This window comes from Ramlibacter sp., from assembly GCF_028291745.1.
GTDB lineage: Bacteria > Pseudomonadota > Gammaproteobacteria > Burkholderiales > Burkholderiaceae_C > Ramlibacter.
Genome location: NZ_JAQGNQ010000127.1, coordinates 1 through 26,792, shown reverse-complemented (window position 1 = coordinate 26,792; position 26,792 = coordinate 1). Strand labels below are relative to the sequence as shown.

At 65.5% G+C, this 26,792-nt stretch carries 28 protein-coding genes and 1 pseudogene; 22 read left to right on the top strand and 7 right to left on the bottom strand.

Features of this window, described 5'->3' with window-relative positions; all coding sequences use genetic code 11:
* The first annotated feature begins 337 nt into the window (after positions 1–337).
* The 9 genes and pseudogenes from JWP60_RS23490 (at position 338) to JWP60_RS23450 (ending at position 5,297) form a co-directional block, all read left to right on the top strand.
* Entirely contained in the window at positions 338–823 is a 486-nt protein-coding gene (locus JWP60_RS23490) for a hypothetical protein (protein WP_299796918.1), read from the top strand.
* A 149-nt stretch (positions 824–972) separates the two neighbouring features.
* Positions 973–1,227: a hypothetical protein gene (locus tag JWP60_RS23485; RefSeq protein WP_299796915.1), complete on the top strand. Its 255-nt coding sequence runs from the start codon at positions 973–975 to the stop codon at positions 1,225–1,227.
* A 40-nt stretch (positions 1,228–1,267) separates the two neighbouring features.
* Positions 1,268–2,107, top strand: coding sequence for an SDR family oxidoreductase (locus tag JWP60_RS23480; RefSeq protein ID WP_299796912.1), 840 nt, complete (start codon positions 1,268–1,270; stop codon positions 2,105–2,107).
* 47 nt (positions 2,108–2,154) lie between these two features.
* Positions 2,155–2,394: a helix-turn-helix transcriptional regulator gene (locus JWP60_RS23475; protein WP_299796909.1), complete on the top strand. Its 240-nt coding sequence runs from the start codon at positions 2,155–2,157 to the stop codon at positions 2,392–2,394.
* A gap of 257 nt (positions 2,395–2,651) precedes the next feature.
* On the top strand, positions 2,652–2,945 hold the full coding sequence (locus tag JWP60_RS23470; protein WP_299796906.1) for an Arc family DNA-binding protein: 294 nt from the start codon (positions 2,652–2,654) through the stop codon (positions 2,943–2,945).
* Positions 2,942–3,388, top strand: a complete 447-nt coding sequence (locus JWP60_RS23465; RefSeq protein WP_299796904.1) for a type II toxin-antitoxin system VapC family toxin — start codon at positions 2,942–2,944, stop codon at positions 3,386–3,388. Before JWP60_RS23470 ends, JWP60_RS23465 begins: the two co-directional genes overlap by 4 nt.
* A 144-nt stretch (positions 3,389–3,532) precedes the next feature.
* Positions 3,533–3,637 (top strand): annotated as a pseudogene (locus tag JWP60_RS23460) (pirin family protein); the annotation flags it as partial.
* Between the two features lie 187 nt (positions 3,638–3,824).
* Positions 3,825–4,475 carry a hypothetical protein gene (locus JWP60_RS23455; RefSeq protein ID WP_299796901.1) on the top strand — a complete coding sequence of 217 codons (651 nt, stop codon included), beginning with the start codon at positions 3,825–3,827 and terminating at the stop codon, positions 4,473–4,475.
* Positions 4,476–4,511: 36 nt separating this feature from the next.
* Positions 4,512–5,297, top strand: coding sequence for a nuclease-related domain-containing protein (locus JWP60_RS23450; RefSeq protein ID WP_299796899.1), 786 nt, complete (start codon positions 4,512–4,514; stop codon positions 5,295–5,297).
* Here JWP60_RS23450 and JWP60_RS23445 read toward each other — a convergent pair.
* From JWP60_RS23445 to dnaA, 5 genes are all read right to left on the bottom strand, one after another.
* On the bottom strand, positions 5,294–7,279 hold the full coding sequence (locus JWP60_RS23445) for a DUF2075 domain-containing protein (protein WP_299796896.1): 1,986 nt from the start codon (positions 7,277–7,279) through the stop codon (positions 5,294–5,296). The two genes, JWP60_RS23450 and JWP60_RS23445, sit on opposite strands and share 4 nt — an antisense overlap.
* Before the next feature lie 58 nt (positions 7,280–7,337).
* The gene (locus tag JWP60_RS23440) at positions 7,338–8,210 is read right to left on the bottom strand and encodes an HNH endonuclease (RefSeq protein ID WP_299796893.1); all 873 of its coding nucleotides are present in this window, start codon (positions 8,208–8,210) and stop codon (positions 7,338–7,340) included.
* 137 nt (positions 8,211–8,347) lie between these two features.
* Complete coding sequence (gene gyrB / locus JWP60_RS23435) at positions 8,348–10,969, bottom strand: DNA topoisomerase (ATP-hydrolyzing) subunit B (RefSeq protein WP_299796890.1); 2,622 nt, start codon at positions 10,967–10,969, stop codon at positions 8,348–8,350.
* A 110-nt stretch (positions 10,970–11,079) separates the two neighbouring features.
* Positions 11,080–12,186 carry a DNA polymerase III subunit beta gene (gene dnaN, locus JWP60_RS23430; RefSeq protein ID WP_299796887.1) on the bottom strand — a complete coding sequence of 369 codons (1,107 nt, stop codon included), beginning with the start codon at positions 12,184–12,186 and terminating at the stop codon, positions 11,080–11,082.
* Between the two features lie 206 nt (positions 12,187–12,392).
* Positions 12,393–13,805 carry a chromosomal replication initiator protein DnaA gene (gene dnaA / locus JWP60_RS23425; RefSeq protein WP_299796884.1) on the bottom strand — a complete coding sequence of 471 codons (1,413 nt, stop codon included), beginning with the start codon at positions 13,803–13,805 and terminating at the stop codon, positions 12,393–12,395.
* Between the two features lie 183 nt (positions 13,806–13,988).
* On the opposite strand from dnaA, the gene rpmH reads away from it, so the two are divergent.
* From rpmH to JWP60_RS23380, 9 genes are all read left to right on the top strand, one after another.
* Entirely contained in the window at positions 13,989–14,123 is a 135-nt protein-coding gene (gene rpmH, locus JWP60_RS23420; RefSeq protein ID WP_145893359.1) for a 50S ribosomal protein L34, read from the top strand.
* A gap of 44 nt (positions 14,124–14,167) precedes the next feature.
* Positions 14,168–14,590: a ribonuclease P protein component gene (locus JWP60_RS23415; RefSeq protein WP_299796881.1), complete on the top strand. Its 423-nt coding sequence runs from the start codon at positions 14,168–14,170 to the stop codon at positions 14,588–14,590.
* Positions 14,587–14,865 carry a membrane protein insertion efficiency factor YidD gene (yidD, locus tag JWP60_RS23410; protein WP_299796878.1) on the top strand — a complete coding sequence of 93 codons (279 nt, stop codon included), beginning with the start codon at positions 14,587–14,589 and terminating at the stop codon, positions 14,863–14,865. The genes JWP60_RS23415 and yidD overlap by 4 nt, the downstream gene beginning before the upstream one ends.
* The gene (gene yidC, locus JWP60_RS23405; RefSeq protein WP_299796875.1) at positions 14,862–16,559 is read left to right on the top strand and encodes a membrane protein insertase YidC; all 1,698 of its coding nucleotides are present in this window, start codon (positions 14,862–14,864) and stop codon (positions 16,557–16,559) included. The genes yidD and yidC overlap by 4 nt, the downstream gene beginning before the upstream one ends.
* Positions 16,560–16,660: 101 nt before the next feature.
* Positions 16,661–16,840, top strand: a complete 180-nt coding sequence (locus JWP60_RS23400; protein WP_299796872.1) for a hypothetical protein — start codon at positions 16,661–16,663, stop codon at positions 16,838–16,840.
* A 5-nt stretch (positions 16,841–16,845) separates the two neighbouring features.
* A complete protein-coding gene (locus JWP60_RS23395) occupies positions 16,846–17,553 on the top strand; it encodes an antibiotic biosynthesis monooxygenase (RefSeq protein ID WP_299796869.1) in 708 nt (235 codons plus the stop codon).
* Between the two features lie 80 nt (positions 17,554–17,633).
* Complete coding sequence (mnmE, locus tag JWP60_RS23390) at positions 17,634–19,091, top strand: tRNA uridine-5-carboxymethylaminomethyl(34) synthesis GTPase MnmE (protein WP_299796866.1); 1,458 nt, start codon at positions 17,634–17,636, stop codon at positions 19,089–19,091.
* Positions 19,092–19,183: 92 nt separating this feature from the next.
* Positions 19,184–19,675, top strand: a complete 492-nt coding sequence (locus JWP60_RS23385) for a cyclic nucleotide-binding domain-containing protein (protein ID WP_299796863.1) — start codon at positions 19,184–19,186, stop codon at positions 19,673–19,675.
* Between the two features lie 137 nt (positions 19,676–19,812).
* Positions 19,813–20,607, top strand: coding sequence for a hypothetical protein (locus tag JWP60_RS23380; protein ID WP_299796860.1), 795 nt, complete (start codon positions 19,813–19,815; stop codon positions 20,605–20,607).
* Between the two features lie 240 nt (positions 20,608–20,847).
* On the opposite strand, the gene JWP60_RS23375 is transcribed toward JWP60_RS23380, so the two are convergent.
* Positions 20,848–21,402, bottom strand: a complete 555-nt coding sequence (locus JWP60_RS23375) for an adenine phosphoribosyltransferase (RefSeq protein WP_299796857.1) — start codon at positions 21,400–21,402, stop codon at positions 20,848–20,850.
* A gap of 2 nt (positions 21,403–21,404) precedes the next feature.
* Positions 21,405–23,390: a monovalent cation:proton antiporter family protein gene (locus JWP60_RS23370; protein ID WP_299796854.1), complete on the bottom strand. Its 1,986-nt coding sequence runs from the start codon at positions 23,388–23,390 to the stop codon at positions 21,405–21,407.
* Positions 23,391–23,437: 47 nt separating this feature from the next.
* Between JWP60_RS23370 and JWP60_RS23365 the strand changes: the two genes are divergently transcribed.
* Genes JWP60_RS23365 through JWP60_RS23350 form a run of 4 tightly spaced genes read left to right on the top strand, consistent with a single transcriptional unit; the run spans position 23,438 to position 26,376 of the window.
* Positions 23,438–24,415 (top strand): KpsF/GutQ family sugar-phosphate isomerase, encoded by a 978-nt coding sequence (locus JWP60_RS23365; RefSeq protein ID WP_299796851.1) that lies wholly within the window; start codon positions 23,438–23,440, stop codon positions 24,413–24,415.
* 2 nt (positions 24,416–24,417) lie between these two features.
* Positions 24,418–24,963, top strand: a complete 546-nt coding sequence (locus tag JWP60_RS23360; RefSeq protein ID WP_299796848.1) for a 3-deoxy-D-manno-octulosonate 8-phosphate phosphatase — start codon at positions 24,418–24,420, stop codon at positions 24,961–24,963.
* A complete protein-coding gene (lptC, locus tag JWP60_RS23355; protein WP_299796846.1) occupies positions 24,960–25,595 on the top strand; it encodes an LPS export ABC transporter periplasmic protein LptC in 636 nt (211 codons plus the stop codon). The genes JWP60_RS23360 and lptC overlap by 4 nt, the downstream gene beginning before the upstream one ends.
* A 4-nt stretch (positions 25,596–25,599) precedes the next feature.
* On the top strand, positions 25,600–26,376 hold the full coding sequence (locus JWP60_RS23350) for an SDR family oxidoreductase (protein ID WP_299796843.1): 777 nt from the start codon (positions 25,600–25,602) through the stop codon (positions 26,374–26,376).
* The last annotated feature ends 416 nt before the right edge of the window (positions 26,377–26,792 follow it).

Sequence of the window (26,792 nt, the reverse complement as noted above, 5' to 3'; positions counted from 1 at the left end):
GCGGCAACGGTGGCGATCTTGCCAAGCATGGTGTGTCCTCTCTCGATGTGGTTGACGGGCCCTGCGGCAAAGCACGGGGAACGGCGGGCACTTTGGCACGCCCGCATCTCGGCCGTTTGTAGGAAATTGGCGGACACGAGGGCACGGCGTGAACGGCGCGCTGGCGCGGCTCAACCATGCGAATCGAATGCTTCGGTCGACGTGCACCGACGCATGAGCGAACCTTGTTCGCGCGCCTGGATGCGCCTCCTACGCGACCACGGGGCGATGTACTCTTCCATCGGCGGGTCGCCCGCTGCGATAGTGATCCTCGAGATCATGCAGTACAGGATCCATCATGAAATCCCTCCTCCTTCCCCTCGTCGCGTGTGCAGCCTTGGCGGGCTGCGCGGACTACGGCACTGTCGCGTATGGCAGCTATCCCGCCGGCGGCCCGTACGGCACCGCGGTGTATGGCACCTCTCCGGCGTATCCGTACGCGTACGGAAGCTCCCCGGCTTACCCGTATGCCTATGGCACCTCGCCCGCCTACCCCTACAGTGCCTACGGCTGGCCTGATTCGGGCTTCGCTTATGGCGGCCCGGCGATCGGCCTGAGCATCGGTGGCGGCCGCTTCCACGACGGGCATCGGGGCGGCGGCGACTGGCGTGGCGGTGACCGGCGCGGCGCGACGGCCGGCATGACCCACCGCGGTCCCGACACCAACGCGATGGGCGCCGGTCCCGCGCGAATGGGCCGCGGTAATGGCCTCGGCCGACGCATGGGCCCGCGGACCGGCGGACCGCGGCAGGGTGGCGGCGCCGGGCACCACCAACAGCGCTGAACGATTGCTTCGCGCGGCGGCGAGCTCCGCAAGCTCGCCCGACGCAAGGCTTGTCCGACCCGCGAGCCGCCGTGGTTCTCACCCGGGGCCTCGCGCCGTACGGGTGCAATGGTGGGGTCAATCAACCACCAGGAAGGCTGGCCGACCCCATGTTGCGCTCCAGCAAGCCCGAGGCCGTGCACCGCTTCGACGACCCGCGCCCCTTCTTCCCGGGTGAGCATTACGTCGATCTCGCCCTGGGCGTGACGGCCTGGTGGTTCACGCGCAAGAACCCGTCGCTGGCGATCCGCACCCTCGGCACTTTCATAGCCGCCACGCTCGTCGCCCGCGGCGCGCACGGCCGCCCGGTACCCACCCACCTGCTGCGGTGGACGCCGCTCGGTGGCGGCATCAAGCACGACTGAGGTGTGTGAGCCGGCGCGCCTGGCCGCACCGGAGATCCGCATGTCCCAACCGCCCCAGCACCAGATGCCGCCCGGGCATGAGCGAGAGCTGCGGCCGCAGGCCGACCACGGCGAGCAGAGCTATCGCGGCAGCGGCAAGCTGCAAGACAAGGTGGCCATCATCACCGGCGGCGACAGCGGCATCGGCCGCGCCGTGGCCATCGCCTTCGCGCGCGAAGGCGCCGACGTGGTCGTGAGCTACCTCGACGAAGAAGACGACGCCCAGGAGACGCGCCGCTGGATCGAACAGGCCGGACGCAAGTGCATGCTGATGCCCGGCGACATCGCCTTGCCTGCGCATTGCCGGCAGATCGTGAAGCAGGCCGTGGACACCTTCGGCCGCATCGACGTGCTCGTGAACAACGCGGCCTTCCAGATGACGCGCCAGTCGCTCGACGCGATCCCCGACGAGGAGTGGATCCATACCTTCGACGTGAACATCCATGCGATGTTCTTCCTGTGCAAGGCGGCGGTGCCGCACATGCGGCCCGGCTCGGCGATCGTCAACACCGCCTCCGTGAATGCCAAGAAGGCGCCCCCGCACCTGCTGCCTTACTCCGCGACCAAGGCCGCCATTGCCAACTTCACGGCGAGCCTGGGGCAACTGCTTGCCGACAAGGGCATCCGCGTGAACTGCGTGGCGCCCGGGCCGATCTGGACGCCGCTGATTCCGTCGACGATGCCGGAGGAAGAGGTGGCGCACCTGGGAGAAGGCGTGCCGCTGAAGCGGGTGGGGCAGCCGGCGGAACTGGCACCGGCGTTTGTGTTCCTGGCGTCGGGGGATGCGAGTTATGTGACCGGGGCGATGGTGCCGGTTACGGGGGGGACGCCGATGCTGTGAGGGGGCGGGTCTGTGCGCTGGCAATTAGCCAGCAGCGACAATTGCGCATGGCTCAAGGCAAGCGAATCTCGGCGGAAATTCCCGATGGCGTGCTCGATGTGATTCGGGAGATGGGGGCCGCGGCGAAGGCGGCGCGGCTGCGCGCTGGTGAGGGGCAGGCGGCGGCGGCGGCGCGGCTGGGGGTGCATGTGCAGACGATCGGGCGGATTGAAGCGGGTGAGGCTGGCGTCGCGATCGGGCATGTGATGGGGTTGCTTGCGCTCTACGGCGTCACGGTGAAGTTGTAGCAAGCGTGCGGGCCGACGGGCCCGGAGTGTGCCGAAGGCGGCGACTGAGAGTGTTGAAGCGCTTTTGCGCGGCCGTCAATACAGCGCCGGACTTGTCGCCGGAGATCTGGAGACCGTCAGTGCGCGACACGGGCGGTACCGGGTTCGATGGGCATTCATTGCCGCTCGGGGTGCGGCGCGGTTAGCCATCACTTCATGCGGATTGACGATGGATCCGTTGCGGCGCCAGAATGGCTCCAACGGCTTGCGGAGGTGCCATGCCCAACCTGTCGATCAAGGACGTCCCGGAGGAAATTGCCGAAGCCCTGCGGCAGCGGGCCGCGCGCAACCACCGGTCGCTGCAGGGCGAGTTGATGGCGATCGTCAAGGAGGCCGCGGAGGCGCGAGCTCCTGCGGCCCCCGCTGGCACCGGCCCGGCGCTGCAAGGCTGGCGCAGGGGGACGCGCAGCATCGAGGACATTGCCGAGGAGCTCCACGCCAGGTATCCCGAGCCGGTACGCGGCGGCCCCCTGGGCGTAGACATCATTCGTGAAGACCGGGACCGTCGGTGAGCGCTGCCGCGCGCAGGCGGCCGCTCCACGTGGCGGAGCCGCCACCGGCCTGGCTGGGGCGCCCACCATTGGTGGTGGATTGCAGTGTCCTCGCCGCATTCCTGTTCCAGGAGCCGCAGCGCGACGAAGCGTTGCGCGGCATGGCCGGAAAGACCTTGCACGCGCCCTGCCTGCTGGATAGCGAGCTTGCGAACGTTGCCGTCAAGAAGGTCCGCGGCGGCACCTCGCCGATGGTCATCGAAGATGGCTTGGCCAGGTACGCCGAACAGCGCATCGAACTGCATCGGGCGGATGTGCAGGCACAGTTCGCGTTGGCGCTGCGCTATGGGCTGTCAGCCTACGACGCGGCCTATCTCTGGCTGGCCGGCGCGCTGCAGGCGCCGCTGGCGACCTTCGATGTGAAGTTGGCGAAGGCGGCGCGGGCGTATCTGGCGGGGGGATGAAGGCACGAAGGACTCGATGGCTCGCGCGCTGCATCGAGGACGTCCCCCAGCCAGGAAAGAGCTCCATGCTCGATGAGCGACTTGGCTTGCTGAATCGATCCATGGAATGCTTTGTTCCACGGAGCCACTTTTTGCCGACCCGCGCCCGCTTCCAGCCGACCAGCACAGGGGGGCCGGCATCCGCACCGCGGCTTCGAGACTGTGACCATAGTCTACGGCCGCGAGGTGGAGCATCGCGATTCCACCGGCGAGGAGTAGTCCACGATTAGCCGAAGGCGAAAACCGCGGCCGCCGCCTCGTTCGCTTACAGTCGAGCGAGGGAGAAGCTATGGGAATAGAGGACCGCGACTACATGAGGGAGCGTCACCGCCAGGGCGCGTTCGAGCCGAACGAGCGGCGAGACAGCCCGTTTACCTCGCCTCCACAGGGGCCCTCGATGCTGATGATGGTGTTCATCTGGGTGTCAGTCGCATTTTCGCTCTATCGCGTATTTGGCTGGTTCGAGGCGAGGCAGCACGGGGGAGAACATCCGCCCGTAAACAGCGCGGGAGTTGCGAACATGCGGCCACCAATGAGACCTCCGGAGCGCCTCCCGTCTGAGAACCACTTTGCGGCGCAGCAGGAAGTCATCGCGAGCGCGCGCGTGCAAAGGGATATTGCCACTCCCCAGACACAGTACCGCGCTCCAGAAGAACAACGGCACGAAGCACCCGCCCCGCAGACCGGCGGAACCATCTATCTCTGTCGCGCCTACGCCGGCGGGAGCTTCTGGTCACAGGCGTATTGCGGACAGTACCAGGCGGTGATCGACCGCATCGTTTCCGTGCCTCCGGGCCTGCCGTTCCAACAGCAGGTGGAACTGGCGGAGCAGCAGCAGCGCCAGAGAGCGGTGTCTACGGCGCCCAGCACGTCGATTCAGGTGAGCGGATTGTCCGCAGCCTCTCACGCACCGGAATGCAAGGCACTCGATGGCCGGGTGGAGCAGCTGGATGCAGAAGCTCGCCAACCCCAGTCCGCACAAATGCAGGATTGGATTCGGGGGCAACGGCAGCAGGCGCGGGATCGGCAGTTTGCTCTGCATTGTTAATTGCCCGAGATTCCGCATCTCACACACGCTCGCACGATGGCCGAAAAGACTCGCTCACCACTGAAGGATAAACCGCTCCGCTTGCCCGGTCAGTCGGTTCAGCGTGAAAGAGAAGATCTGATCGAGAATGCCGTCACGCAGCCTTTCATGCTCGCAATCTTCGTTGTGGTATTGGCAGCGCTGGAATGGTGGCGGTTCTACACCGGCGCGAAACCCAACCCGGTCGTTTATACAGTGGCTGCCCTAGTGATGGTCGGGTATGCGGGAATTCGATTGTGCCGCGCACTTCCCAAGCTTAGAAGCCTAAGACAAGGGCTAGAGGGCGAGAGGGCGGTCGGACAGTTTCTTGAGAGACTTCGCGAGCAGGGCTTCAATGTCTATCACGACGTCGTGGGCAACGGCTTTAATGTTGATCACGTGTTGATCGGACCAGCGGGTGTGTTCACCGTGGAAACCAAGACCTGGAGTAAACCAATCACCGGACGAGCCGAAGTGATTTTCGACGGAGAGAAAATCACCATCGGCGCATCAACCCCGGACCGCGATCCAGTGATTCAAGCGAAAGCACAGGCGAGCTGGCTACGATCCTTACTTGTGGATAGCACCGGTAAGCAGTTCAGCGTGCGCCCGACGATTCTATTTCCCGGATGGTTCATCTCGAACACGGATGGCTCCTTCAGGGAAGTATGGGTTCTTGAGCCGAAAGCACTGCCCGCGTTTCTTGCCAACGAACCGACGCGACTCTCGCGAGAGGACATCAATCTGGCAAGTTTTCACCTCTCGCGGTTCGTCCGTTCCAGCGAAAAATTAGGGGCGTCCTAGTTGGTGCCGAGCACTGGCAATCCGATGCTCTCTAAGTACGTGAACGTCTCGTCGTAGTACGCCGGGTTCCGAGTCGGATCAGATGTGTCACCCTCTGGAACGACGATCACCATTCCCTGGCGCGCGCGGGTAAGTAGCACCCGGTACGCGTTCTTCAAGTACGTCTTGCGGTCGGCAGCGTTGACCCGCTGCCATCGGGTTCCTACAAAGGAAAAGTGGCCCCATTCCTTTCCAGCCAGCCGCAGATCGCCGTCCCATACTACCGCCGACCAATCAAGCTCCAAACCTTGCACCTGGAACTCTGTCGCTACGTCCTCCAGATAGTAGGAGGACCGGACATCATCCTTATCGTGAAGAAACCAGTGGACCGGGTCGGCGGGGGCCTTGACGTGTATGGCGTGCGGACGTAGGCGATAGGCCTGCGAAGAAACGACGATGCCGTACCTTTCCGTGCCCCGGGCCTGTTGGCGCAGCCAGTCCTTCGCCTGCTGAACGTTGCGAGAAAGAACGATCGGATATTGATCGCTAACTTGCGCCAGGAGCTCCTTCGCACCGGGTGCGTCGAGGTCGAGAATACGTTTCACCAGGGTTGAAACATGCTCTGCTCGGAATGAGCGCATCGCGACGGAAAGATGAAGGTCAGGATTGGCACGGACATGCGAGTGATGGGAAAGGTTCTCGATCATTGCGGCCGCTCCGTATTCGCTGTCTCGCAGTTCCGGAGAAATGTGGATTTCCCATTCTGGGAATGAACGCTGAACGGCGTCCAACCATTCAGAGATGCCGGCCTCGCCCGTATTGATTTCCTGCCCACCGCCCACCAAGCACACGATCACCGCCCAATCGCTATGCCGGTTCATGCAGGAGATCAGAAACTGCGGCTCGGACATAGCAAAATCCGGGCGGTTTTTCTTGCGCCGCATGAAGGCCGAGGTCTGCTGTAGGTTCCATGCTCGCTGGGCTTCATCGAAGACGGCGATGTGGTCAGAGGGCGGCCCCTCATCTTTCAGGTACTCATCACGAAAGTGGTGGACGTTCTGTACGAAGGCCTTCACCCGACTCGTAGCTTGCCCCTTCCGAAGCTTCCGGCCGGCCTCCTTGTCCCGCCGCACCTGATCTCGAGCGAGCGCCTCTTGCATGACTGCGACCAGTGGCCCATTTCCGGACAAGAAGACGCTATGCAGCTCGCCGGCCGTCGCATGTTTCGTTGCAACGTTAAGTCCGACAAGAGTCTTTCCTGCGCCAGGCACGCCCGTCACGAAGCAGATTGCTTTCTTCCGCTGTGCTTGGCACTCCGCAACAACATCTTCAATTGCACTGGTGGTGTCGGTGAGATTCTTGTCGCCAGCACCGTGACGCGAAATCTCGGCAACGCCATGGCCAGCGTAAAGAGCCATGGCGGCCTCGATGATGGTCGGCGTCGGCTTGTACCGGCCTCCGTCCCATTCCTCAGCGAGGAGCACACCCGCTGGGGCCCAGTTGAGGACCTCTCTGATCGCAGACGGGAGAGACGCTTCACTTGCGTAGACGGGCCGGAACACACCGTCGTCCATCGCACTCTTTTCAATTCGTATTGCAGGGTCGGGTGCTCGCGTCGCTATCAGCACCGGTGTCAACACGAGGTCGTGCGACGTCTCATGGAAGTTCTTGAGGTCCATTGCATAGTCCCAGACCTGGTCGCGCGCATGACTGGAAAAGCGGTCTTCACCGACCTTGAACTCCAGGACGTAGAGCATTGTTCTAATGATCACGACGACGTCGATCCTGCGACCGAGCCGAGGCACCGCGTATTCGAAGTAGACGTTCCCGGCACGCGAGTACGGAGAAAGTACGCTCTTCAGAATCCTGATCTGTTCGTCCCACGCATGTCGCTGCGTCGCTTCGACCGGAAACTCTGATGCGCGTGTCAGCGCTCCCAGAATGTTGTCGGCATCCTCAACCAGGAAGTGCTCAATCGACGCGGAGTAGTAGGCGCGGCTCATGTTCGTCAGTCCCAACCAGTATCGCTTTTGCGCTTGAGTTCGCGCCGCCGTTCAGCCGCTATGTCGCGCGACGAAGACGATCTAGTCTCCACGTCAGCCCTTCCTGCTTGGGTGCAAAGCGCCTCTCCCTGGGAAGAAAGAGATTCCGGCCTTGCAGGGCGACGAAACGGTCGTGATCAGGAATGCGATCGTCGAGTGAGGTGCTGACGTGCCACTTGAAATCCGGACCGGGGGCGATGAGGTATCTGTCCATGGCCCAGTGCATGTCGGGAGTCAAAGCAAGGCCGTTGCGTGGGTCGTCATCGCCGGCCTGCGAGAAGGGGTGAATGTGCGCAGCCTCCACCATCGCCTCACCGGTAGACAGAAGGATGCGTGACCCCGTTGCGGCGCAGCGGTAGTCATACACCTCCGTGACCAAACGGCGAAATGCAGGACTGCGCACGTACTCCGGTGGAGATGGCTCTTTGATGGAAAGAGCCTCGCCAGAACGCAGCTTCCTTTCGTACACGCTCGACTCGCTACTGACGGCAGCTACGACCCGGAGATCTTGCAAACCGCGATCCAACCAGTGAGTGGAGATGGTTTCTGCGAGTGCTTCCACGTTGCACGGCTGTTGGAGGAGATCGAACAGTTCTGAGTCCAATTCCGCGAAGGCGACATTCGCGACGATGTCTCCGGTGCTTCGGGCCGTCGACATGGCCTGGAGAATCGCTTCGCGGCCGGGGAGCGCTTGCAAGTGCCAAAAGCTGGTCCCGCCCCCGCGTAGCCGTCCCGCCAAGTGAAAGAAGGGAAAATAGGGGTTCGCGTGGTCGCCCGGTGCTTGCACAGCGGCAAAGAAGGCGTTGTACCGCTCAAGCAAAGGCGGAGCGAAATAGATGCGGTTCTCGTTCAAGGCGCCAGCGCGCGCAAGATCCAGCACCGCGAGGAGCATGCAAAGCTTATGCGGACTACTTCGGCCCCCGCTACGGTTTACGACGAGGCGGGTGAGCTTGTGTTGGAAATCCGGAAGTCCCACTATTTACGTCGTGCGTGTATCGCACCCGCATAAAGTGGAGGATTGCGCGTTATTTAGACATCGATGTTGACCGCACGCAGCGCATTCGTCTCAATAAACTCCCGCCGCGGCTCCACCTCATCCCCCATCAGCATCGTGAACACCCGATCCGCCTCGATCGCGTCATCGATCTGCACGCGCAGCAGCCGCCGCACTGTGGGGTCCATCGTCGTCTCCCACAGTTGCTGCGGATTCATCTCGCCCAGGCCCTTGTAACGCTGGCGAGACGTCGCGCGCTCGCCTTCGCCGATCAACCAGCGCATGGCCTGGCGGAAGTCGGTGACCTTTTCTTCCTTGGCACGCTCGCCTTCGCCGCGAATCACACGCGCACCCTCGCCCAGCAGCCCCCGGAACGTATCCGCCGCATCCGCGAGCGCCTTGTAATCGGCCCCGTGGACAAAGTCCTGCGTGATCACGCTGGACTTGATGTTGCCGTGGTGCCGGCGTGAGATGCGCAGGATTGGCTTGTCGGTTCTTGCATCGAATTCGCCCGCCACTTCTGCCGGCGCCGCATTGGTCAGCCGGTCGATTTCCTGCAGCTTGGCCTGTAGCGACACGGCGCTGGCCTCCGCCTCGGCCACGGTATCCAGGTTCAGGCGCACGCCGTCGGCAATGGCGCGCAGCGCCTCGGCGTCCATGAAGCCGGTCAGGCGCTCGATCACGCGCTCCGCCGTCTGATGCTTGCGCGCCAGTTCGGCCAGCGTGTCGCCGGCGATGGTGGTCGGGGTGTCGCCGCCGGTTTCCACCTTGGCGCCATTCAGTGCAATGCGCAGCAGGAAGACGTCGAGCTCGCTGCCGTCCTTGAGGTACAGCTCCTCCTTGCCGGCCTTCACCTTGTACAGCGGCGGCTGCGCGATGTAGATGTGGCCGCGCTCCACCAGCTCGGGCATCTGGCGGTAGAAGAACGTGAGCAGCAGCGTGCGGATGTGCGCGCCGTCGACGTCGGCGTCGGTCATGATGATGATGCGGTGGTAGCGCAGCTTGGCCACGTCGAAGTCGTCGACGCCGCTCTTGCCGCTTTCCACCGCGGCCTTGCCGATGCCGGTGCCCAGCGCGGTGATCAGCGTGACGATTTCATTGCTGGTCAACAGCTTTTCGTAGCGCGCCTTTTCCACGTTCAGGATCTTGCCGCGCAGCGGCAGGATCGCCTGGAACTTGCGGTCGCGGCCCTGCTTGGCGCTGCCACCGGCGGAGTCGCCCTCGACGATGTAGATCTCGCAGCCGGCCGGGTCCTTCTCCTGGCAATCCGCCAGTTTGCCGGGCAGGCCCATGCCATCGAGCACGCCCTTGCGGCGCGTCATCTCGCGGGCTTTCCGCGCCGCTTCTCTGGCACGCGCGGCCTCGATGATCTTGCCGACGATGATCTTGGCGTCGGTGGGCCGCTCCTGCAGGAAGTCGTTCAGCTTGTTGGCCACCACGTCTTCGATGGGGCCGCGCACTTCGCTGGAGACCAGCTTGTCCTTGGTCTGGCTGGAGAACTTGGGCTCGGGCACCTTCACGCTCAGGATGCAGGTCAGGCCTTCGCGCATGTCCTCGCCGGAGATTTCCACCTTGGCCTTCTTGGCCAGCTCGTTGTCGTCGATGTACTTGTTGATCACGCGCGTCATCGCCGCGCGCAGGCCCGTGAGGTGGGTGCCGCCGTCACGCTGCGGGATGTTGTTGGTGAAGCACAGCACCTGCTCGTTGTAGCCGCTGTTCCACTGCATCGCCACTTCCACGCCGATCATCGTCTGCTGATCGCTCATCTTCTCGCCGATGGCATTGAAGGCGTTGGGGTGCAGCACCTGCTTGCCCTTGTTGACGAAGTCGACGAAGCCCTTGACGCCACCGGCGCCCGCGAAGTCGTCTTCCTTGCCGGTGCGTTCGTCGAGCAGGCGGATGCGGACGCCGTTGTTCAGGAAGGAGAGTTCGCGCAGGCGCTTGGCCAGGATCTCGTAGTGGAAATCGTTGTTCTCCTTGAAGATCTCGGTGTTGTCCGGCAGGAAGTGCACCTCGGTGCCGCGCTTGTCGGTGTCGCCCAGGATGTTCATGGGGCGGATCAGCGTCTTCTCGCCGCTGGGCGCGGTCGCTTCGTGCACTTCGCCGCTCTTGACCACGAAGCCGCGGCAGAACTCCAGCTCGTGCACCTTGCCTTCGCGCCGCACCACCACGCGCAGCATCTTCGACAACGCATTGACGCAGCTCACGCCCACGCCGTGCAGGCCGCCCGAGACCTTGTAGCTGTTCTGGTTGAACTTGCCGCCCGCGTGCAGTTCGGTCAGCGCGATCTCGGTGGCACTGCGCTTGGGCTCGTGCTTGTCGTCCCACTTGATGCCGGTCGGGATGCCGCGGCCGTTGTCGGTGACGCTGATCGAGTTGTCGCTGTGGATGGTGACGACGATGTCGTCGCAGTGGCCGGCCAGGGCCTCGTCGATCGAGTTGTCGACCACCTCGAACACCAGGTGGTGCAGGCCGGTGCCGTCGGAGGTGTCGCCGATGTACATGCCGGGCCGTTTGCGCACTGCCTCCAGGCCTTCGAGGATCTGGATCGAGCTGGCACCGTAGGCATCCCCGCTTGGCACCGGAGCGCCCGTCGCTGTGAACTTGGGGGCGCCGTTCTCGTCCAGGGGGCTGGGGGTGATGTTGTCTTGGGCCATAACCTGCTTTGCTTGTCTTTCATCGCTGGGGTCGCTGCGCGAGCCCAGCCTACGGCGTGGCCGTAGTTCGTAGGCTGGGCTCGGCGCCGCCGACCCCAGCAACCGCGCGCTCAAATCCGCATCGGCATCACCACGTACTTGAAGCTCGCGTTCTCCGGGATCGTGAACAGCGCGCTGCTGTTGGCGTCGGCCAGATCCAGCTTGACCATGTCCTGGTCCATGTTGGCCAGGGCGTCGATCAGGTAGGTGACGTTGAAGCCGATCTCGATGCTGTCACCGCCGTAGTCGATGTCGAGTTCGTCGACGGCCTCTTCCTGTTCGGCGTTGTTGCTGGCCACGCGCAGCGTGCCCGGCTCCAGGTTCAGGCGCACGCCCTTGAACTTCTCGCTGGTGAGGATGGCGGTGCGCTGCAGGCTGGCCAGCAGCGGCGCGCGGCCCACGGTCACGCTGTTCTTGTGGGCCTTGGGAATGACGCGGTTGTAGTCGGGGAACTTGCCCTCGACCAGCTTGGTGACGAACTCCATGCCGCCGAAGGCGAACTTCGCCTGGTTGCTGGCGAACTGCATTTCGATCGCGCCTTCGGCATCGGACAGGAGGCGCTGCAATTCGAGCACCGTCTTGCGCGGCAGGATGACCTCCTGGCGCGGCACTTCGACGTCGAGCGTGGCGGAGGCATAGGCCAGGCGGTGGCCGTCGGTGGCCACCAGGGAGAGCTGCTTGCCCTCGGCCACGAACAGGATGCCATTGAGGTAATAGCGGATGTCGTGCACCGCCATCGCAAAGGAGACCTGGTTCAACAGGTCCTTGAGCGTCTTTTGCGGCACCGAGAACACGGGACCGAAGCTCGGGGCTTCCTGCACCAGCGGGAAGTCTTCGGCCGGCAGCGTCTGCAGCGTGAAGCGCGATTTGCCGCCCTTCAGGACCAGCTTGTTCTGCTGCGACTCGATGCTCACCGTCTGGTCGCCCGGCATGGTGCGCAGGATGTCGATCAGTTTGCGGGCGCCCACGGTCGTGGTGAAGCTGCCGGCATCGCCATCGAAATCCGACGTCGTGCGGATCTGGATCTCGAGATCGCTGGTGGTGAACTGCACGTTGCCGGCCGTCTTGCGCAGCAGCACGTTCGCGAGGATCGGCAAGGTGTGGCGCTTCTCGACGATGCCTGCCACCGACTGCAGCACCGAGAGCAGTTTTTCTTGCGTTGCCTTCAGGACAATCATGTCTTCCTCTTCATGAAATCAGTTTTCTGGCGGCCGGGGCGCGAAACCCTCATTTTCGCCTGTTTCCTCAGCCGTTTCATCTCAGGGGTGGAGCGGCTGCGGACCTGGTAGGCTGGGCTCGCGCAGCGACCCCAGCGATGGCACGCCGGGGCAGCTGGGGTCGCGACGCGAGCCCAGCCTACGGGCGGCCGACGGGCCGGTCGCCCTCATCCCTTCAGCGTCTGTTCCAGCACGTGCAGCTGCTGGTTCAACTCGCTCACCGTCTGCCGCTCCGAGGAGATCTTGCGCACCGCGTGCAGCACGGTCGTGTGGTCGCGGCCGCCGAACAGTTCGCCGATCTCGGGCAGGCTTTTCTGCGTCAGCTCCTTGGCCAGGTACATCGCGATCTGGCGCGGCCGGGCGATGGAGGCGGGCCGCTTCTTCGAGTACATGTCCGCGACCTTGATCTTGTAGTAGTCGGCCACGGTCTTCTGGATGTTCTCGACGCTGATCTGCCGGTTCTGGATCGACAGCAGGTCGCGCAGCGCCTCGCGCGCCAGCTGGATCGAGATTTCCTTCTGGTTGAAGCGCGAGTACGCCAGGATCTTGCGCAGCGCGCCTTCGAGCTCGCGCACGTTCGAGCGCACGTTCTTGGCCACGAAGAAGGCGACCTCCTCGGGCATCACGGTGCCCTCGGCGGCGGCCTTGTTGATCAGGATGGCCACGCGCATCTCCAGCTCGGGCGGCTCGATGGCCACCGTCAGGCCCGAGTCGAAGCGCGACACCAGGCGCTCGTGGATGTCGGCCAGGCCCTTCGGATAGGTGTCCGACGTCATCACGATGTGGCTCTTCTTGGCCAGCAGCGCTTCGAAGGCGTTGAAGAATTCCTCCTGTGTGCGGTCCTTGTTGGCGAAGAACTGCACGTCATCGATGAGCAGCAGGTCGAGCGAGTGGTAGCGCTCCTTGAACTCGTCGAAAGTCTTGCGCTGGTAGGCCTTGACCACATCCGAAACGAACTGCTCCGCGTGGATGTAGAGAACCTTGGAATTGGGCTTGTCGGCAAGCAGGCGATTGCCCACCGCATGGACGAGGTGGGTCTTGCCCAAGCCGACCCCGCCATAGATGAACAGCGGGTTGTACAGATGCCCCGGCATGCCCGACACGTGCATGGCCGCCGCGCGCGCCATGCGGTTGGCCGTGCCCTCCACCAGCGTCTCGAAAGTCAGGCCGGTGTTGAGCCGCGTCTTGAAGGCCGCGGGGACGTTCTCTTCTTCGATTTCAGCCGGTTCGGCCACCGGCAAATTGGCCGCAGCCGAGGGCGAGGCGTAAGTCCTGACGCTGTTTTCCCGCGGAGTGATGGCCAACTCCAGCGGGACCGGCTGGCCATACAGCTTCTCCAGCACGGCGGCGATGCGGCCGGCGTACTGGGCCCGCACCCAGTCGAGCTTGAAGCGGTTGGCGACGAACAGCGTGACGCGTGAAAAGTCGTCCGAGACCTGGGCCGACAGCGGCTTGATCCAGGTGTTGAACTGCTGCTCGGGGAGCTCTTGCGCCAGCTGGTCGACACATGCGTGCCAAAGGCTGTCGCCCGCTTCCAGGCTAGGCGTGCTTGCCAGCCTGCTGTGTTGCCCCTCGCTCATTGTGCCCCGTCGCTCCTGTGGATTAGTTTTGTCGCGCGAAACGAAGCATTCTAGGACGTAAACACCTTATCCACAAAGCCGCGCCGCATGCCCTCCGGGTGGCCTGCACGGGGGCTTGACAGCCCTTGGGTTTGCCTGGGTCTCCCTTTTCCACGATAATGCCGGGTTTTCCCGAGAAGCAACATGAAACGCACCTACCAACCCTCCAAAGTGCGCCGCGCACGCACCCACGGCTTTCTGGTTCGCATGAAGACCCGCGGTGGCCGCGCCGTCATCAACGCCCGCCGCGCCAAGGGCCGCAAGCGCCTGGCCGCCTGAGCAAGAGCGATCGTTCGCAGCGCTTGCGGCGCGCCTGCCCTTTCGTGCAGCGGCTGAAAACCCGGGCCCAGTACGAGGCGGCAATGGCAGGCGGCACCGTCTCCAGGACCCCCCATTTCGTGCTGCATCGCGCGCCGTTGGAGGCGCGTCCCGAGGCGGCTCGTCCCGAACCCGCCCCAGGGCGTCAGGCCAAAGGCCTGCACGTCCTGTTTGCCGTGCGCGACGAGCCCTGGATCGGTGCGATCGTGCCCAAGCGCTGGGCGAAGCGGGCCGTCACCCGCAATGGCATCAAGCGACAGATCTACAACGTGAGCGCAGATTTCGCGACGCGCCTGCCGGCGGCCGCCCATGTGGTGCGGCTGCGGATGGATTTCGCGCGTGCGCAGTTTCCCAGTGCCTGGTCCGACGCGCTGCACGACAGCGTGCGCGGCGAGCTGCTGCAGTTGTTCGAACAGGCGCGGCGATGAACGCGCCGCAACGCCTGCTGATCGCCCTGGTGAAGGGCTATCGCCTCCTGCTTTCGCCCGCCCTCGGGTCGGCCTGCCGTTTCACGCCCACCTGCTCCGCGTACGCCTTGCAGGCGCTGCAGGACCATGGGGCCGCGGCCGGCACCTATCTCGCCGCCGCGCGCATCGCCCGCTGCCATCCCTTGTGTGATGGCGGCCACGATCCGGTGCCCGCCGAAAAGCCCCGCCTGTTCGCGCGCGGGGCCGCGTTCCAACCACAGAAGAAAATTCCATGACCGACATCCGCCGCACCATCCTCTGGGTGATCTTCGGCTTCTCCCTGGTGATGCTCTGGGACCAGTGGCAGGTCTATAACGGCAAGGCCGCGACCTTCTTCCCCATGGGCAAGACCGCGGTGACGGCCCCTGCGGCCACGCACGCGGCCAGCGCCAATGCGTCGGCCGCCAGCGGCATCAGCATGGTGCCGCAAGGCACCGCCGCCGCCGCCCCGAACGCCGTGCCGCCCGCCGCCTCGCCGGCGGCTGCGGCCGCACCGCGCGAGCAGGTCGTCGTCACCACCGACACCCTGCGCGTCACCTTCGACAGCGAGGGCGGCAGCATCGTGCGCACCGAGATGCTGAAGTACGCGGGCGACAACACGGGCCAGCCCTTCGTGTTGATGAACGAGAACGCCGAGCGCACCTATCTCGCGCAAAGCGGCCTGATCGGCGGCACCTTCCCCAATCACAAGACCCCGATGACCTTCAGCGGCGAACGCGCGCTGAAGGACGGCGCCAACGACCTGGTGGTGAAGTTCGAGTCGCCCGTGCAGGGCGGCCTGAAGCTGGTGAAGACCTATACCTTGAAGCGCGGCGAGTACGACATGGCCGTGCGCTTCGACGTGGTCAACACCGGCACCGCGCCGGTGTCGCCGCAGCTCTATCTGCAACTGGTTCGCGACGGCAACAAGCTGCCCGGCGAATCGTCCTTCTATTCGACCTTCACCGGCCCCGCGGTCTACACGACGGAGAAGAAGTTCCACAAGATCGACTTCAAGGACGTCGAGAACGGCAAGGCCGAAGTCGACAAGGAGTCCGATGGCGGCTTCGTCGCGATGGTGCAGCACTACTTCGCCAGCGCCTGGATCCTGCCCGATGGCGTGAAGCGCGAGAACTTCGTGCGCAAGGTCGACACCAACCTGTATGCCGTGGGCATGATCACGCCCATGACCGTGGCACCCGGCGCGACCGCCAGCGTGACCGGCAGGTTCTACTCGGGCCCCGAGGAAGAAAAGCGCCTGGAGCGGGTGGCGACGGGCCTGGACCTGGTCAAGGACTATGGCTGGCTGACCATCCTGGCCAAGCCGCTGTACTGGCTGCTGTCCAAGCTGCATTCCTTCATCGGCAACTGGGGCTGGTCGATCATGGCGCTGGTGCTGTTGATCAAGGCGGCCTTCTTCTGGCTGCAGGCCAAGGGCTACCAGAGCATGGCCAAGATGAAGGCCATCAACCCCAAGGTGATGGCGCTGCGCGAGCGCTACAAGGACAACCCGCAGCAGATGCAGCAGGAGATGATGCGCATCTATCGCGAGGAGAAGGTCAATCCCATCGGCGGCTGCCTGCCGATCTTCATCCAGATCCCGGTGTTCATCGCGCTCTACTGGGTGCTGCTGTCCTCGGTGGAAATGCGCGGCGCGCCGTGGGTGGGCTGGATCCACGACCTGTCGGTGCGTGACCCGTATTTCATCCTGCCGGCGGTGATGACGATGACGACGCTGCTGCAGACCGCGCTGAACCCGGTGCCGCCGGACCCGATGCAGGCCAAGATGATGTGGGTGATGCCGATGGTGTTCTCGGTCATGTTCTTCTTCTTCCCGGCCGGCCTGGTGCTGTACTGGATCACGAACAACTGCCTGTCGATCGCGCAGCAGTGGCTGATCAACTCGCGCATGGGCGTGGCGCCGGAATTCAACTTTCCGAAGTTCAAGTAGGCATCGCCACCAGGAAAGGGGCCGCGCGAGCGGCCCTTTTTCTTTGGCCTTGCTCGCTGCCCGTGGCCAAATGGTCTGACCAAGACCCAAGGGGATAGACAGTGACCAAGGAAATCGTTCGCGTCGAGCCCATTTCCACCTACCTGGAGCGCTGGAAGGCGCCGACGTCCGTGGTCACGCGCACCCATGACACGGTCTACGTGTCCGGCCTGTCCTTCGTGAATGTGCCGGCATGGCCGGGACACTTCGACATCGAGATCGACTGCATCGCAGCGAGGTAGCCGCCATGTTCTCGGTCATGTTCGAAGTAGCTCCCGCGGCGGACCAGTGGGACGCGTACCTCGCATACGCAAAGCGGCTGCGGCCGGAGCTCGAGACGATCGACGGTTTTGTCGACAACATCCGCTACCGAAGCCTCACCCGCGAAGGCTGGTTGCTGTCACTGTCAGGATGGCGTGACGAAAAGGCCCTGGTGCGCTGGCGCGCCAAGGCCAGTCACCACGAAGTGCAGCAAAAGGGCAGGGGCGGCGTTCTGCACGACTACCACCTGCGAGTCGGGCAGATCACCGCCGATACGCAGATCCCCGCTGGACACGTGATCCGTGAGCAGCGCCTGGACGAAACAGAGGTTGGCGATGGCAAGACCATCGTGCTGCTGGACGGAAAGCGCCCGCCCGATTGGGTAGCTGGCAGAGATGCCCAGGCGGTCGCCTCGGCGCTCGGGCTTCGCACCGACGCCGAAGGGCTGCTAGGGTGGGATTCCTTCGACGCCGTTCTGTCGCCGGGCGACGTGATTGCTCTGTCGACGTGGCAGGACGATGCCGCCGTGCGGCGCTTCCTGAGCCAAGGCATTCCCGATGAAGTTCGCTGCCGCACCGTGCGCGTCATCCGCGACTACGGCATGTTCGACCGTCGCGAGGCGCCGCAGTACTACCCGCAAGTGGAGCGTCGCCAGGGTGGAATGGTGCGGGGGACCAGCGAACGTCCGATGTGACTGCAGCGCGATGGAGGCCTTCCTCAGCCGGGAAAGGTGGAACAGCCTGCGTGACGCCGCTGCACTGTCAATAATCCCCCATGCTCGCCCGCCTCGACCAACCCATCGCCGCCATCGCCACCGCACCCGGGCGCGGCGCCGTCGGGATCGTGCGGGTCTCGGCGAAGGACGTGCGTCCCGTCATCGACGCGGTTTGCGGCCGCGCACTGAAGCCGCGCGAAGCCACCTATCTCCCTTTCCGCGCGGTCGACGGCAGCGCCATCGACCATGGCCTGGCGATTCATTTCCCGGCGCCGAATTCCTACACCGGCGAGGACGTGCTCGAACTGCAGGCGCACGGCGGCACGGTGGTGCTGCAATTGCTGCTCGCGCGCTGCCTCGAAGCCGGAGCGGCCATGAACCTGCGGGTGGCCGAGCCCGGCGAATTCACGCAGCGGGCCTTCCTCAATGGCAAGCTCGATCTGGCCCAGGCCGAAGCCATCGCTGATCTGATCGACGCCAGCACCGAAGCGGCGGCGCGCAGCGCCACGCGCTCGCTGGCCGGCGAGTTCTCGCGCGAGGTGCATGCACTGCGCGATGCGCTGGTGAACCTGCGCATGCTGGTGGAAGCGACGCTCGATTTTCCGGAGGAGGAAATCGACTTCCTGCAGAAGGCCGACGCACACGGACAGCTCGAACGACTGCAGGCCAATGTCGCGCGCGTGATGCAGCGTGCGCACCAGGGCGCCCTGCTGCGCGAAGGCCTGCACGTGGTGATCGCGGGCCAGCCCAATGCGGGCAAGAGCTCGCTGCTCAATGCGCTGGCGGGGGCGGAGTTGGCCATCGTCACTCCGGTTGCCGGGACGACGCGCGATGTCGTACGGCAAACCATCCAGATCGAGGGTGTGCCGCTGCATGTGGTGGACACCGCGGGCCTGCGCGAAGGCGCGGACCAGGTGGAACAGATCGGCATCGAACGCGCCTGGGGCCAGATCCACAAGGCGGATGCGGTGGTGTTCCTGCACGACCTGACGCGGGCGGAGTCCAGCGAGTACCGCGAGGCCGATGCAGCGATTGCCGCAAGGTTGCCGGGGGATGTGCCCGTGATCGAGGTGTGGAACAAGGTGGATGCGGCTGCGCATGCGGGAAGCGCCCCCACCCCAGCCCTCCCCCGGAGGGGGAGGGAGCAAGACGGGCCCGAGACTCCCTCCCCCTCCGGGGGAGGGTTGGGGTGGGGGCGCGCGGCACCGAATATTCAACTGTCGGCGAAGACCGGCCAGGGCCTCGACGATCTCCGCCGCAAGCTGCTTGAAATCGCCGGCTGGCAGGCTGCCCCCGAAGGGGTCTTCATCGCCCGCGAGCGGCACCTGCATGCGCTGCGCCGGGTCGACGCGCATCTCATGGAAGCGGCCGCCCTGCTCGCGCGCCAGGCGCAGTCGCTCGACCTGCTCGCCGAGGAATTGCGCCTGGCGCAGAACGCGCTGTCCGAAATCACCGGCGAATTCAGCGCGGACGATCTGCTGGGCGTGATCTTCAGCCGGTTCTGCATCGGTAAATAGCCGATTACGCGGAACCTCAGCGGTGTATCTGCTGTAAGCCGCGATAACAACGCTTGTGCTGGACGGGACCGGCCGATTACTGTCCAGCCACTATGAACGCACCGCTGCCGGCCAACATCCACTTCGACGTGCAGGGGTTGATCCATGCCGTCGCCCACAACCAGTCGCTCGATGCCTTCCATCCGGCGCTGACGGCCAAGCAGTGGGAGCTGTTGGCGACCTACCTGCAGCCCTTCGCCGTGCGGCAGGGGCAGGTGCTGATCGAGCAGGGCGCCAGCGAGCGCACCGTCTACCTGGTGGAGTCGGGCACGCTGACCGTGCATTACGAGGACGAGAAGAAGCGGCTGCGCCTGGCGACGGTGGAGTCGGGTTCCGCCGTCGGCGAGGGCGCGTTCTTCACGCGGCTGCCGCGCAACGCGACGGTGCAGGCCGCGAGCGCCAGCAAGCTCTGGTTGCTCAGTCCGATCCGCTTCACGGAATTGTCCAATCGCCAGCCGCAGATGGCGCTGGAGATCTCGCTGGCGCTCGGCTCGCTGGTGTCGCGCCGGCTGGGCAACCGGCTCAAGCGTGTAGCAGTGACCTGATTGGCAGTCCATGCCGCCCGTCCTTGCGCAAATCACGCCCGTCCGCTTCTGCCAACGGCTTACAGCCAGGATACATTTACCCGCCAAACTGGCCGCGAACAGAGATCGCGCGCCATGCGGCGCAGTGAAAGACCGCCATGTCATTGCTTAGCTGGTTCAGCCCCAAGAAGAAGCCGCAGGCGCGTGCCCACGGGACGCGCCCGTCCGACCTGTCGCGACTCGACTCCACCCGCCAGCAAGTGCCGGGCTCCGATCGCGGCAATCCCGGGCAACCGAGCAATCGCAAGCAGGAGCGCCTGGAACGCCGCGAGATGCTGTATGCCGTCGTGCGCGAGGCCATGGTCCGTGCCGGCGTGCTTTCTTCCAGCTACAAGTTCAAGGTGCTCTCGCTCGACCCGCGCGGGCGCCAGTTCATGGTGATGGTCGACCTGGCCGAGGGCGCGGCCAGCGACACCTCGCGGCTGGCGGAGATCGAGGCGATGATCGCGCAGTCCGCCAAGGCGCGCTACGACATCGCGGTGGGCGCGGTGTACTGGCGCGCCAACGAGCACGTGGCCATCGGCGACGCGGCGCACTTCACGGCGCACAAGCCGATGATCTCGCAGCCGGCACCGCTGTTCGATCACCATCCCGCCGCCACTTCGCGTCCGGCGCCGCTCATGTCCGAGCTGGTTTCGCGACCGGCCGAATTGCGCGCCGCGCCGCCTGCGCGCACGCAGCAGCGCTTCGAGCCGGTGGCCGAAGACGAAGTGAACGCCTTTCGCAAGGCACTCGACGTCGGCGTGCGTGGCGAGCAGGCACTGGCCGCAGCGGCGCAGAGCGGCGCCGGTGCGCAGGGCCAGAGCTACACGCTGCTGACGGGATTCGAGGACACGGAGATGGCGGATGGGGCGCAGGAGTTGAGCGGGACGCAGTTCGGGGCTCTGCGCTGAGCGTTTTGCATGTGTGGATGTCCGGATGTCCGGATGTCCGCATGTCATGCCGGGCTTGACCCGGCATCCACGACGGCGCCTGCACAAGCGCCGCCTGGATTGCGGGTTAAGCCCGCAATGACATTCCCCATGAGGCAATGACATCCTCCAAGGGGCAATGACATCCCCCATGGGGCAATGATCCTTCCATGCGGCGATGACGCCCTCGCACTCGCCATCGCAATGACATCCTTGCGCGCCTCAGTGGCCCCCGAAGTGCACGAACGTGAAAACCTCCAGCCCGCCTTCCCGCAGGCGCTGTGAGCCGCCCAGCTCCGGCAGGTCGACGATCGCCGCGCCTTCGAGCACGGTCGCACCCAGTTTCTCCAGCAGCTTCTTGCCGGCCATCATCGTGCCGCCGGTGGCGATCAGGTCGTCGATCAGCAGCACGCGCTGGCCCGCTTGCACGGCGTCGGTGTGCAGTTCCACCGTGGCGCTGCCGTATTCGAGCTCGTAGGTCTCTTCCACGGTGGTGAAAGGCAGCTTGCCTTTCTTGCGCACCGGCACGAAACCCACCCCCAGCTCGTAGGCGACCACCGAGCCGAGGATGAAGCCGCGCGCGTCCAGGCCTGCCACCACGTCGGGGCGGCGGTCCATGTAGCGATGCACGAAGGCATCGATCAGCACGCGGAACACCTTGGGGTTCTGCAGCAGCGGCGTGATGTCGCGGAACTGCACGCCGGGGGCCGGCCAGTCGGGTACGGTGCGGATGTGGCGCCGCAGATAGTCGCTGACGTCCAGCGCTTCGTCTTGCATGATCAACCTTTGAGCAGGATCTCTTCAGCCATGGCCAGCGGTTCGGGCCGGCCGGAGAGCACGAGCGTATCGCCATCTTGCAGGGCCGGATCGGTCTCGGGGTCCACGGTGCGGCCGTTGCTGCGCCGCAGGGCCACCACGCGCACGCCCTGCGCCGCCAGCCGCAGCTGGCTCAGCGCGCGGCCGAGGGCGCCGGCATCGAGCGGCAGCGTCACGGTGGCCAGTCGCTCCTGTTCCATTTCCAGCGAGGTGCTGTCGTCGGCGCCGTGGAAGTAGCCGCGCAGCAGGTTGTAGCGCGCCTCGCGCTGTTCCTGCACGATGCGCACCACCCGCTGCATCGGCACGCCGACCAGCGCGAGCGCATGGCTGGCCAGGATCAACGAGCCTTCCAGCGTCTCGGGCACGACCTCGGTCGCGCCCGCCTTCTGCAGCGCCTCCAGGTCGAAGTCGTCCTGCGTGCGCACGATCACCGGCACCTGCGGCGCGTGCGAGCGCGCGCAGGCCAGCACCTTGAGCGCACCCGGCACGTCGAGATACGTGATCACCACCGCACTCGCGCGACCGATGCCCGCCGCGATCAGCGCCTGCAGGCGCGAGGCATCGCCGAACACCACCGAGTCGCCCGCCGCCGCCGCCTGGCGGACGCGGTCGGGGTCGAGGTCCAGAGCCATGTAGGGGATGCGCTCCTGATCCAGCAGGCGCGCCAGGTTCTGCCCGCAACGGCCGTAACCGCAGATGATGATGTGCTTGTTGGCGTTGATGGCCTTGCGCGCGATGGTGGTCATCTGCAGCGATTGCAGCAGCCATTCGTTGGCCACCAGCTTCATCACGATGCGGTTGCTCCACTGGATGATGAAGGGCGTGGCCAGCATCGAGATCACCATGCTGGCCAGGATCGGATTCAGCAGCTCCTGCGGCACCAGGTTGTTCTGCTGCGCCAGTGTCAGCAGCACGAAGCCGAACTCGCCGGCCTGCGCGAGATAGAGGCCGGTGCGCAGCGACACGCCGGCGCTGGCGCGGAACAGCTTGGCCAGTGCCGTCACCAGCAGCAGCTTGAACAGCACCGGCAGCGTCACCAGCAGCAGCACCAGCCGCCATTGCTCGGTGACCGGGCGCCAATCGAGCAGCATGCCCACGGTGATGAAGAACAGGCCGAGCAGCACGTCGTGGAAGGGCCGGATGTCCGACTCCACCTGGTGCTTGTATTCGGTCTCGGAGATCAGCATGCCGGCAATGAAGGCGCCCAGCGCCAGCGAGAGACCGGCCAGCTGGGTGAGCCACGCCAGGCCCAGCGTGACCAGCAGCAGGTTCAGTACGAACAGTTCGTCGCTCTTGCGCCGCGCCACCAGCGTGAGCCACCAGCGCATCACGCGCTGGCCGCCCGCGAGCAGCACGGCGATCAGCACCGCCGCCTTGACGCCGGCGATGCCGACCTCGCGCAGCAGCACATCCGGCGGGCTGCCCAGCGCGGGGATCAGCACCAGCAGCGGCACCACGGCCAGATCCTGGAACAGCAGCACGCCCATCACGCGCTTGCCGTGTTCGGACTCCAGCTCCAGCCGTTCCGACATCAGCTTGACGACGATCGCGGTCGAGCTCATCGCCAGGGCCCCCGAGAGCGCCAGCGATTCCTGCCATCCCATGTGCCAGCTCGCCGGCAGCCAGCCGGCGAACAGCACCGCACCGAAGATCGCCGGCAGCATCGTCAGCACCACCTGCGACAGCCCCAGGCCGAACACATGCGTGCGCATGGCCCGCAGCTTGGAGAGGTTGAACTCCAGGCCAATGACGAACATCAGGAACACGACCCCGAATTCGCCCAGGTGCCGCACACTGGCCGAATCCTGCGCCAGCGCGAGCGCGTTGGGCCCGATCACCACCCCTACCGCGAGGTAGCCGAGCATGGGCGGCAGCTTGGCGAGGCGACACAGCACCACACCCAGCACGGCGGCCAGCAGGTAAAGCAGCGTCAGCTCGAGTGAGGTCATGCCCTCATGCTAGCGAACCGGCGTGGCCGCCCTCTTAAAATCACGAGATGAGCTTTGACCGCACCCGTGCCTTGCGCCTCGCGCAGGAAACCTTCGACATCGAGGCCGCCGCGGTGCAGGGGCTGAAGGCGCGCACCGGCGATGCCTTTGCCGAGGCCGTGCACACGATGCTGACGCTGCGCGGGCGCGTGGTGGTGATGGGCATGGGCAAGAGCGGCCACGTCGGGCGCAAGATCGCGGCGACGCTGGCCTCCACCGGCACGCCGGCGATGTTCGTGCACCCGGCCGAGGCCAGCCATGGCGACCTGGGCATGATCAAGTCGATCGACCTGGTGCTGGCCATCTCCAATGGCGGCGAGAGCGAAGAGATCACCGTGATCCTGCCCGTGCTCAAGCGCCTGGGCGTGCCGCTGGTGGGGATGACGGGCAATGCAGCGTCCACGCTCGGTCGTCACGCCGACATCGTGCTCGACAGCGGAGTGGAAAAGGAAGCCTGCCCGCTCAACCTGGCGCCCACTGCCAGCACCACCGCCCAACTCGCGCTGGGCGACGCCCTTGCCGTCGCGCTGCTGGATGCGCGCGGTTTTCGCTCCGAAGACTTCGCGCGCTCGCATCCCGGCGGCGCGCTGGGCCGCAAGCTGCTCACCCACCTGAGCGATATCATGCGCAGCGGCGACGCCGTGCCGCGCGTGCTGCCCGATGCCGCCTTCCCTGCGCTGATGCGCGAGATGAGCAGCAAGGGCCTGGGCGCCTCGGCGATCGTCGACGAGGCCGGCCGCGTGCAAGGCATCTTCACCGACGGCGACCTGCGCCGCCTGGTCGAGAACGGGGTCGACCTGCGGGCGGTGAAGGCGCGCGAGGTGATGCACCCCGGCCCGCGCACCATCCGCAACACCGCGCTGGCGGCCGAGGCCGCGCAGCTGATGGAGCAGTACCGCATCACCAGCGTGCTGGTGGTCGATGGCGAGGGCGTGCTGGTGGGCGCCATCAACAGCAACGACCTCATGCGCGCAAAGGTAATCTGATCTTGCAGCAACCCGCATTGAATTTCCCCCCCGAACTGCTGCTGTCCGCCCAGGGCATCCGCGTCGCCTTCTTCGATGTCGACGGCGTGATGACCGATGGCGGCCTGCTGATCTCGGAGGAGGGCGAGACGCTCAAGCGTTTCCACATCCTGGACGGCCTGGGCCTGAAGCTGCTGCAGCGTGGCGGCATCACGCCGGTGGTGATCACCGGACGCGACTCGCGGCCGCTGCGCCGGCGGCTCGATGCGCTGGGTGTGAGCCACGCCCATTTCGGCACCGAGGACAAGCGCCCGGCCGCGGAGAAGACGCTGGCGGCGCTGGGCTGCGACTGGTCGCAGGCCGCTGGCATGGGCGACGACTGGCCCGACCTGCCGGTGCTGCGCCGCTGCGCCTTGGCCGTGGCGCCGCCGCACGCGCACGTGGAAGTGCGCCGGTGCGCGCATCACGTGACGCAGGCCGCCGCCGGCCAGGGCGCCGCGCGCGAATTCTGCGACCTGCTGCTGGTGGCCAACGGCCGGTATGCGCAGCTGCTGGAGGCCTACCAGTGACGCCGCCGCGCGGCTTCGGTCGCGCCTGGGACCGCCTCACCGTCTACCTGCCGGTGCTGCTGATGGGCGTTCTGGCCCTGGGCACCTACTGGCTCGCACGCACCACGCCCACCTTCAGCGGCGGCTCGACGGCGCTGCGCCCGGAGAAGCACGAGGCCGACTATTTCTTGCGCGGCTTCTCGGTCAAGTCCTTCGACATCACCGGCCGCCTGAAGACCGAGGTGCAGGGCATCGAGGCGCGGCACTATCCCGACACCGACACCACCGAGATCGAGCAGCCCCATATCGTCTCGTACTCGCTCAAGGGCGCGGTGATCGTCGCCACGGCCAGGCGGGCGATCAGCAATGCCGACGGCTCGCAGGTGCAGTTGATCGGCAATGCAGTGGTGACGCGCGATGCCAAGGACGCGAAGGGCCGGCCCGAGCCGAGGCTGGAGTTGCGCGGCGAGTTCCTCGATGCCTTCATGGACCAGGAACGCGTGAAGTCGCACCTGCCGGTGATCATCAAGCGCGATGCCGACGTGTTCACCGCCGACCGCATGGACTACAACAACCTCGATGGCTTCATGGACCTCGTCGGCAACGTGCACGGCACGCTGCAGCCGCCGCAGTCCAGGGCCGCGGCACACTGAAGCGATGGCGCCGCTGGCCTTCATCACGGGCGCCTCCAGCGGCATCGGCCAGGCGCTGGCCTGGCGCTATCACCAGGCGGGCTGGCGGCTGGCGCTGGTCGCGCGCCGCGGCGCGGAGATGGCGCAATGGGCGAACGGGCAAGGCATTCCCGAGGGCCAGTGGCAGGCGTATGCCGCCGACGTGGCGGACATCGACGCGATCGTCGCCGCGGGCGCGCAATGCATCGCGCAACAGGGCCTGCCGCAAGTGGTGATCGCCAACGCCGGCATCAGCGTCGGCGTGGACAGCGCGCTGCGCGAGGACCTGGACGTGATCGCCCGCACGTATGCGGTCAACAACGTCGGCCTCGCGGCCACCTTCCAGCCCTTCATCGCGCCCATGCGCGCGCGCGGCAGCGGCACGTTGGTGGGCATTGCCAGCGTGGCGGGTATCCGGGGGCTGCCGGGCCACGGCGCTTATTGCGCGAGCAAGGCGGCCGTGATCAGCTATTGCGAAACGCTCCGGGGTGAATTGCGTGCGAGCGGCATCAAGGTCGTGACGATCGCACCGGGCTATATCGACACGCCGCTCACGCGCGAGAACCGCTATGCAATGCCCTTCCTGATGAAGGCGCAGGACTTCGCGGACGCCGCCTTCCGCACGATTGAAGCGGGCCGGAGTTATCGCGTGATCCCGTGGCAGATGGGGGTGGTGGCCAAGTTGCTGCGGGTGTTGCCGGATCCGGTCTTCGACCGCGTGCTCGCCGGGCGGCCGCGCAAGCACCGGCAGGGTGGGCACTGAAGGCCGGAATTCGCGCAGGTCCGGATGTGCGGATGTCATTGCGGGCTTGACCCGCAATCCACGACGGCGCATGCACGACCGCCGCGTGGATCCCGGGTCAAGCCCGGCTTGACATCCGAGAGGCCGCGCGCCATCGGAGGGGGCGCGCATCCGAGAGACCGTGCGCCATCTGAGCGGCCGTGCGCCAGTCGAAACACCACGAAAAAGAGCTCCCGCAGGAGCTCTTTCGTTCTGTGCACGGATGCTCAGTAGTTGTTGTTCCCACCGCCGCCGTAACCACCGCCACCGCCACCGCTACCGCCGCCACCCCCACCCGAGCGACCGCCGCCGCGCGGCCCGGCGCCGTAGGGGCTGCGGAAGCCGCCGTCCTGGCCGCCACCACCACCGCCGCCGCTGCTGCCGCCGCCACTGCGACC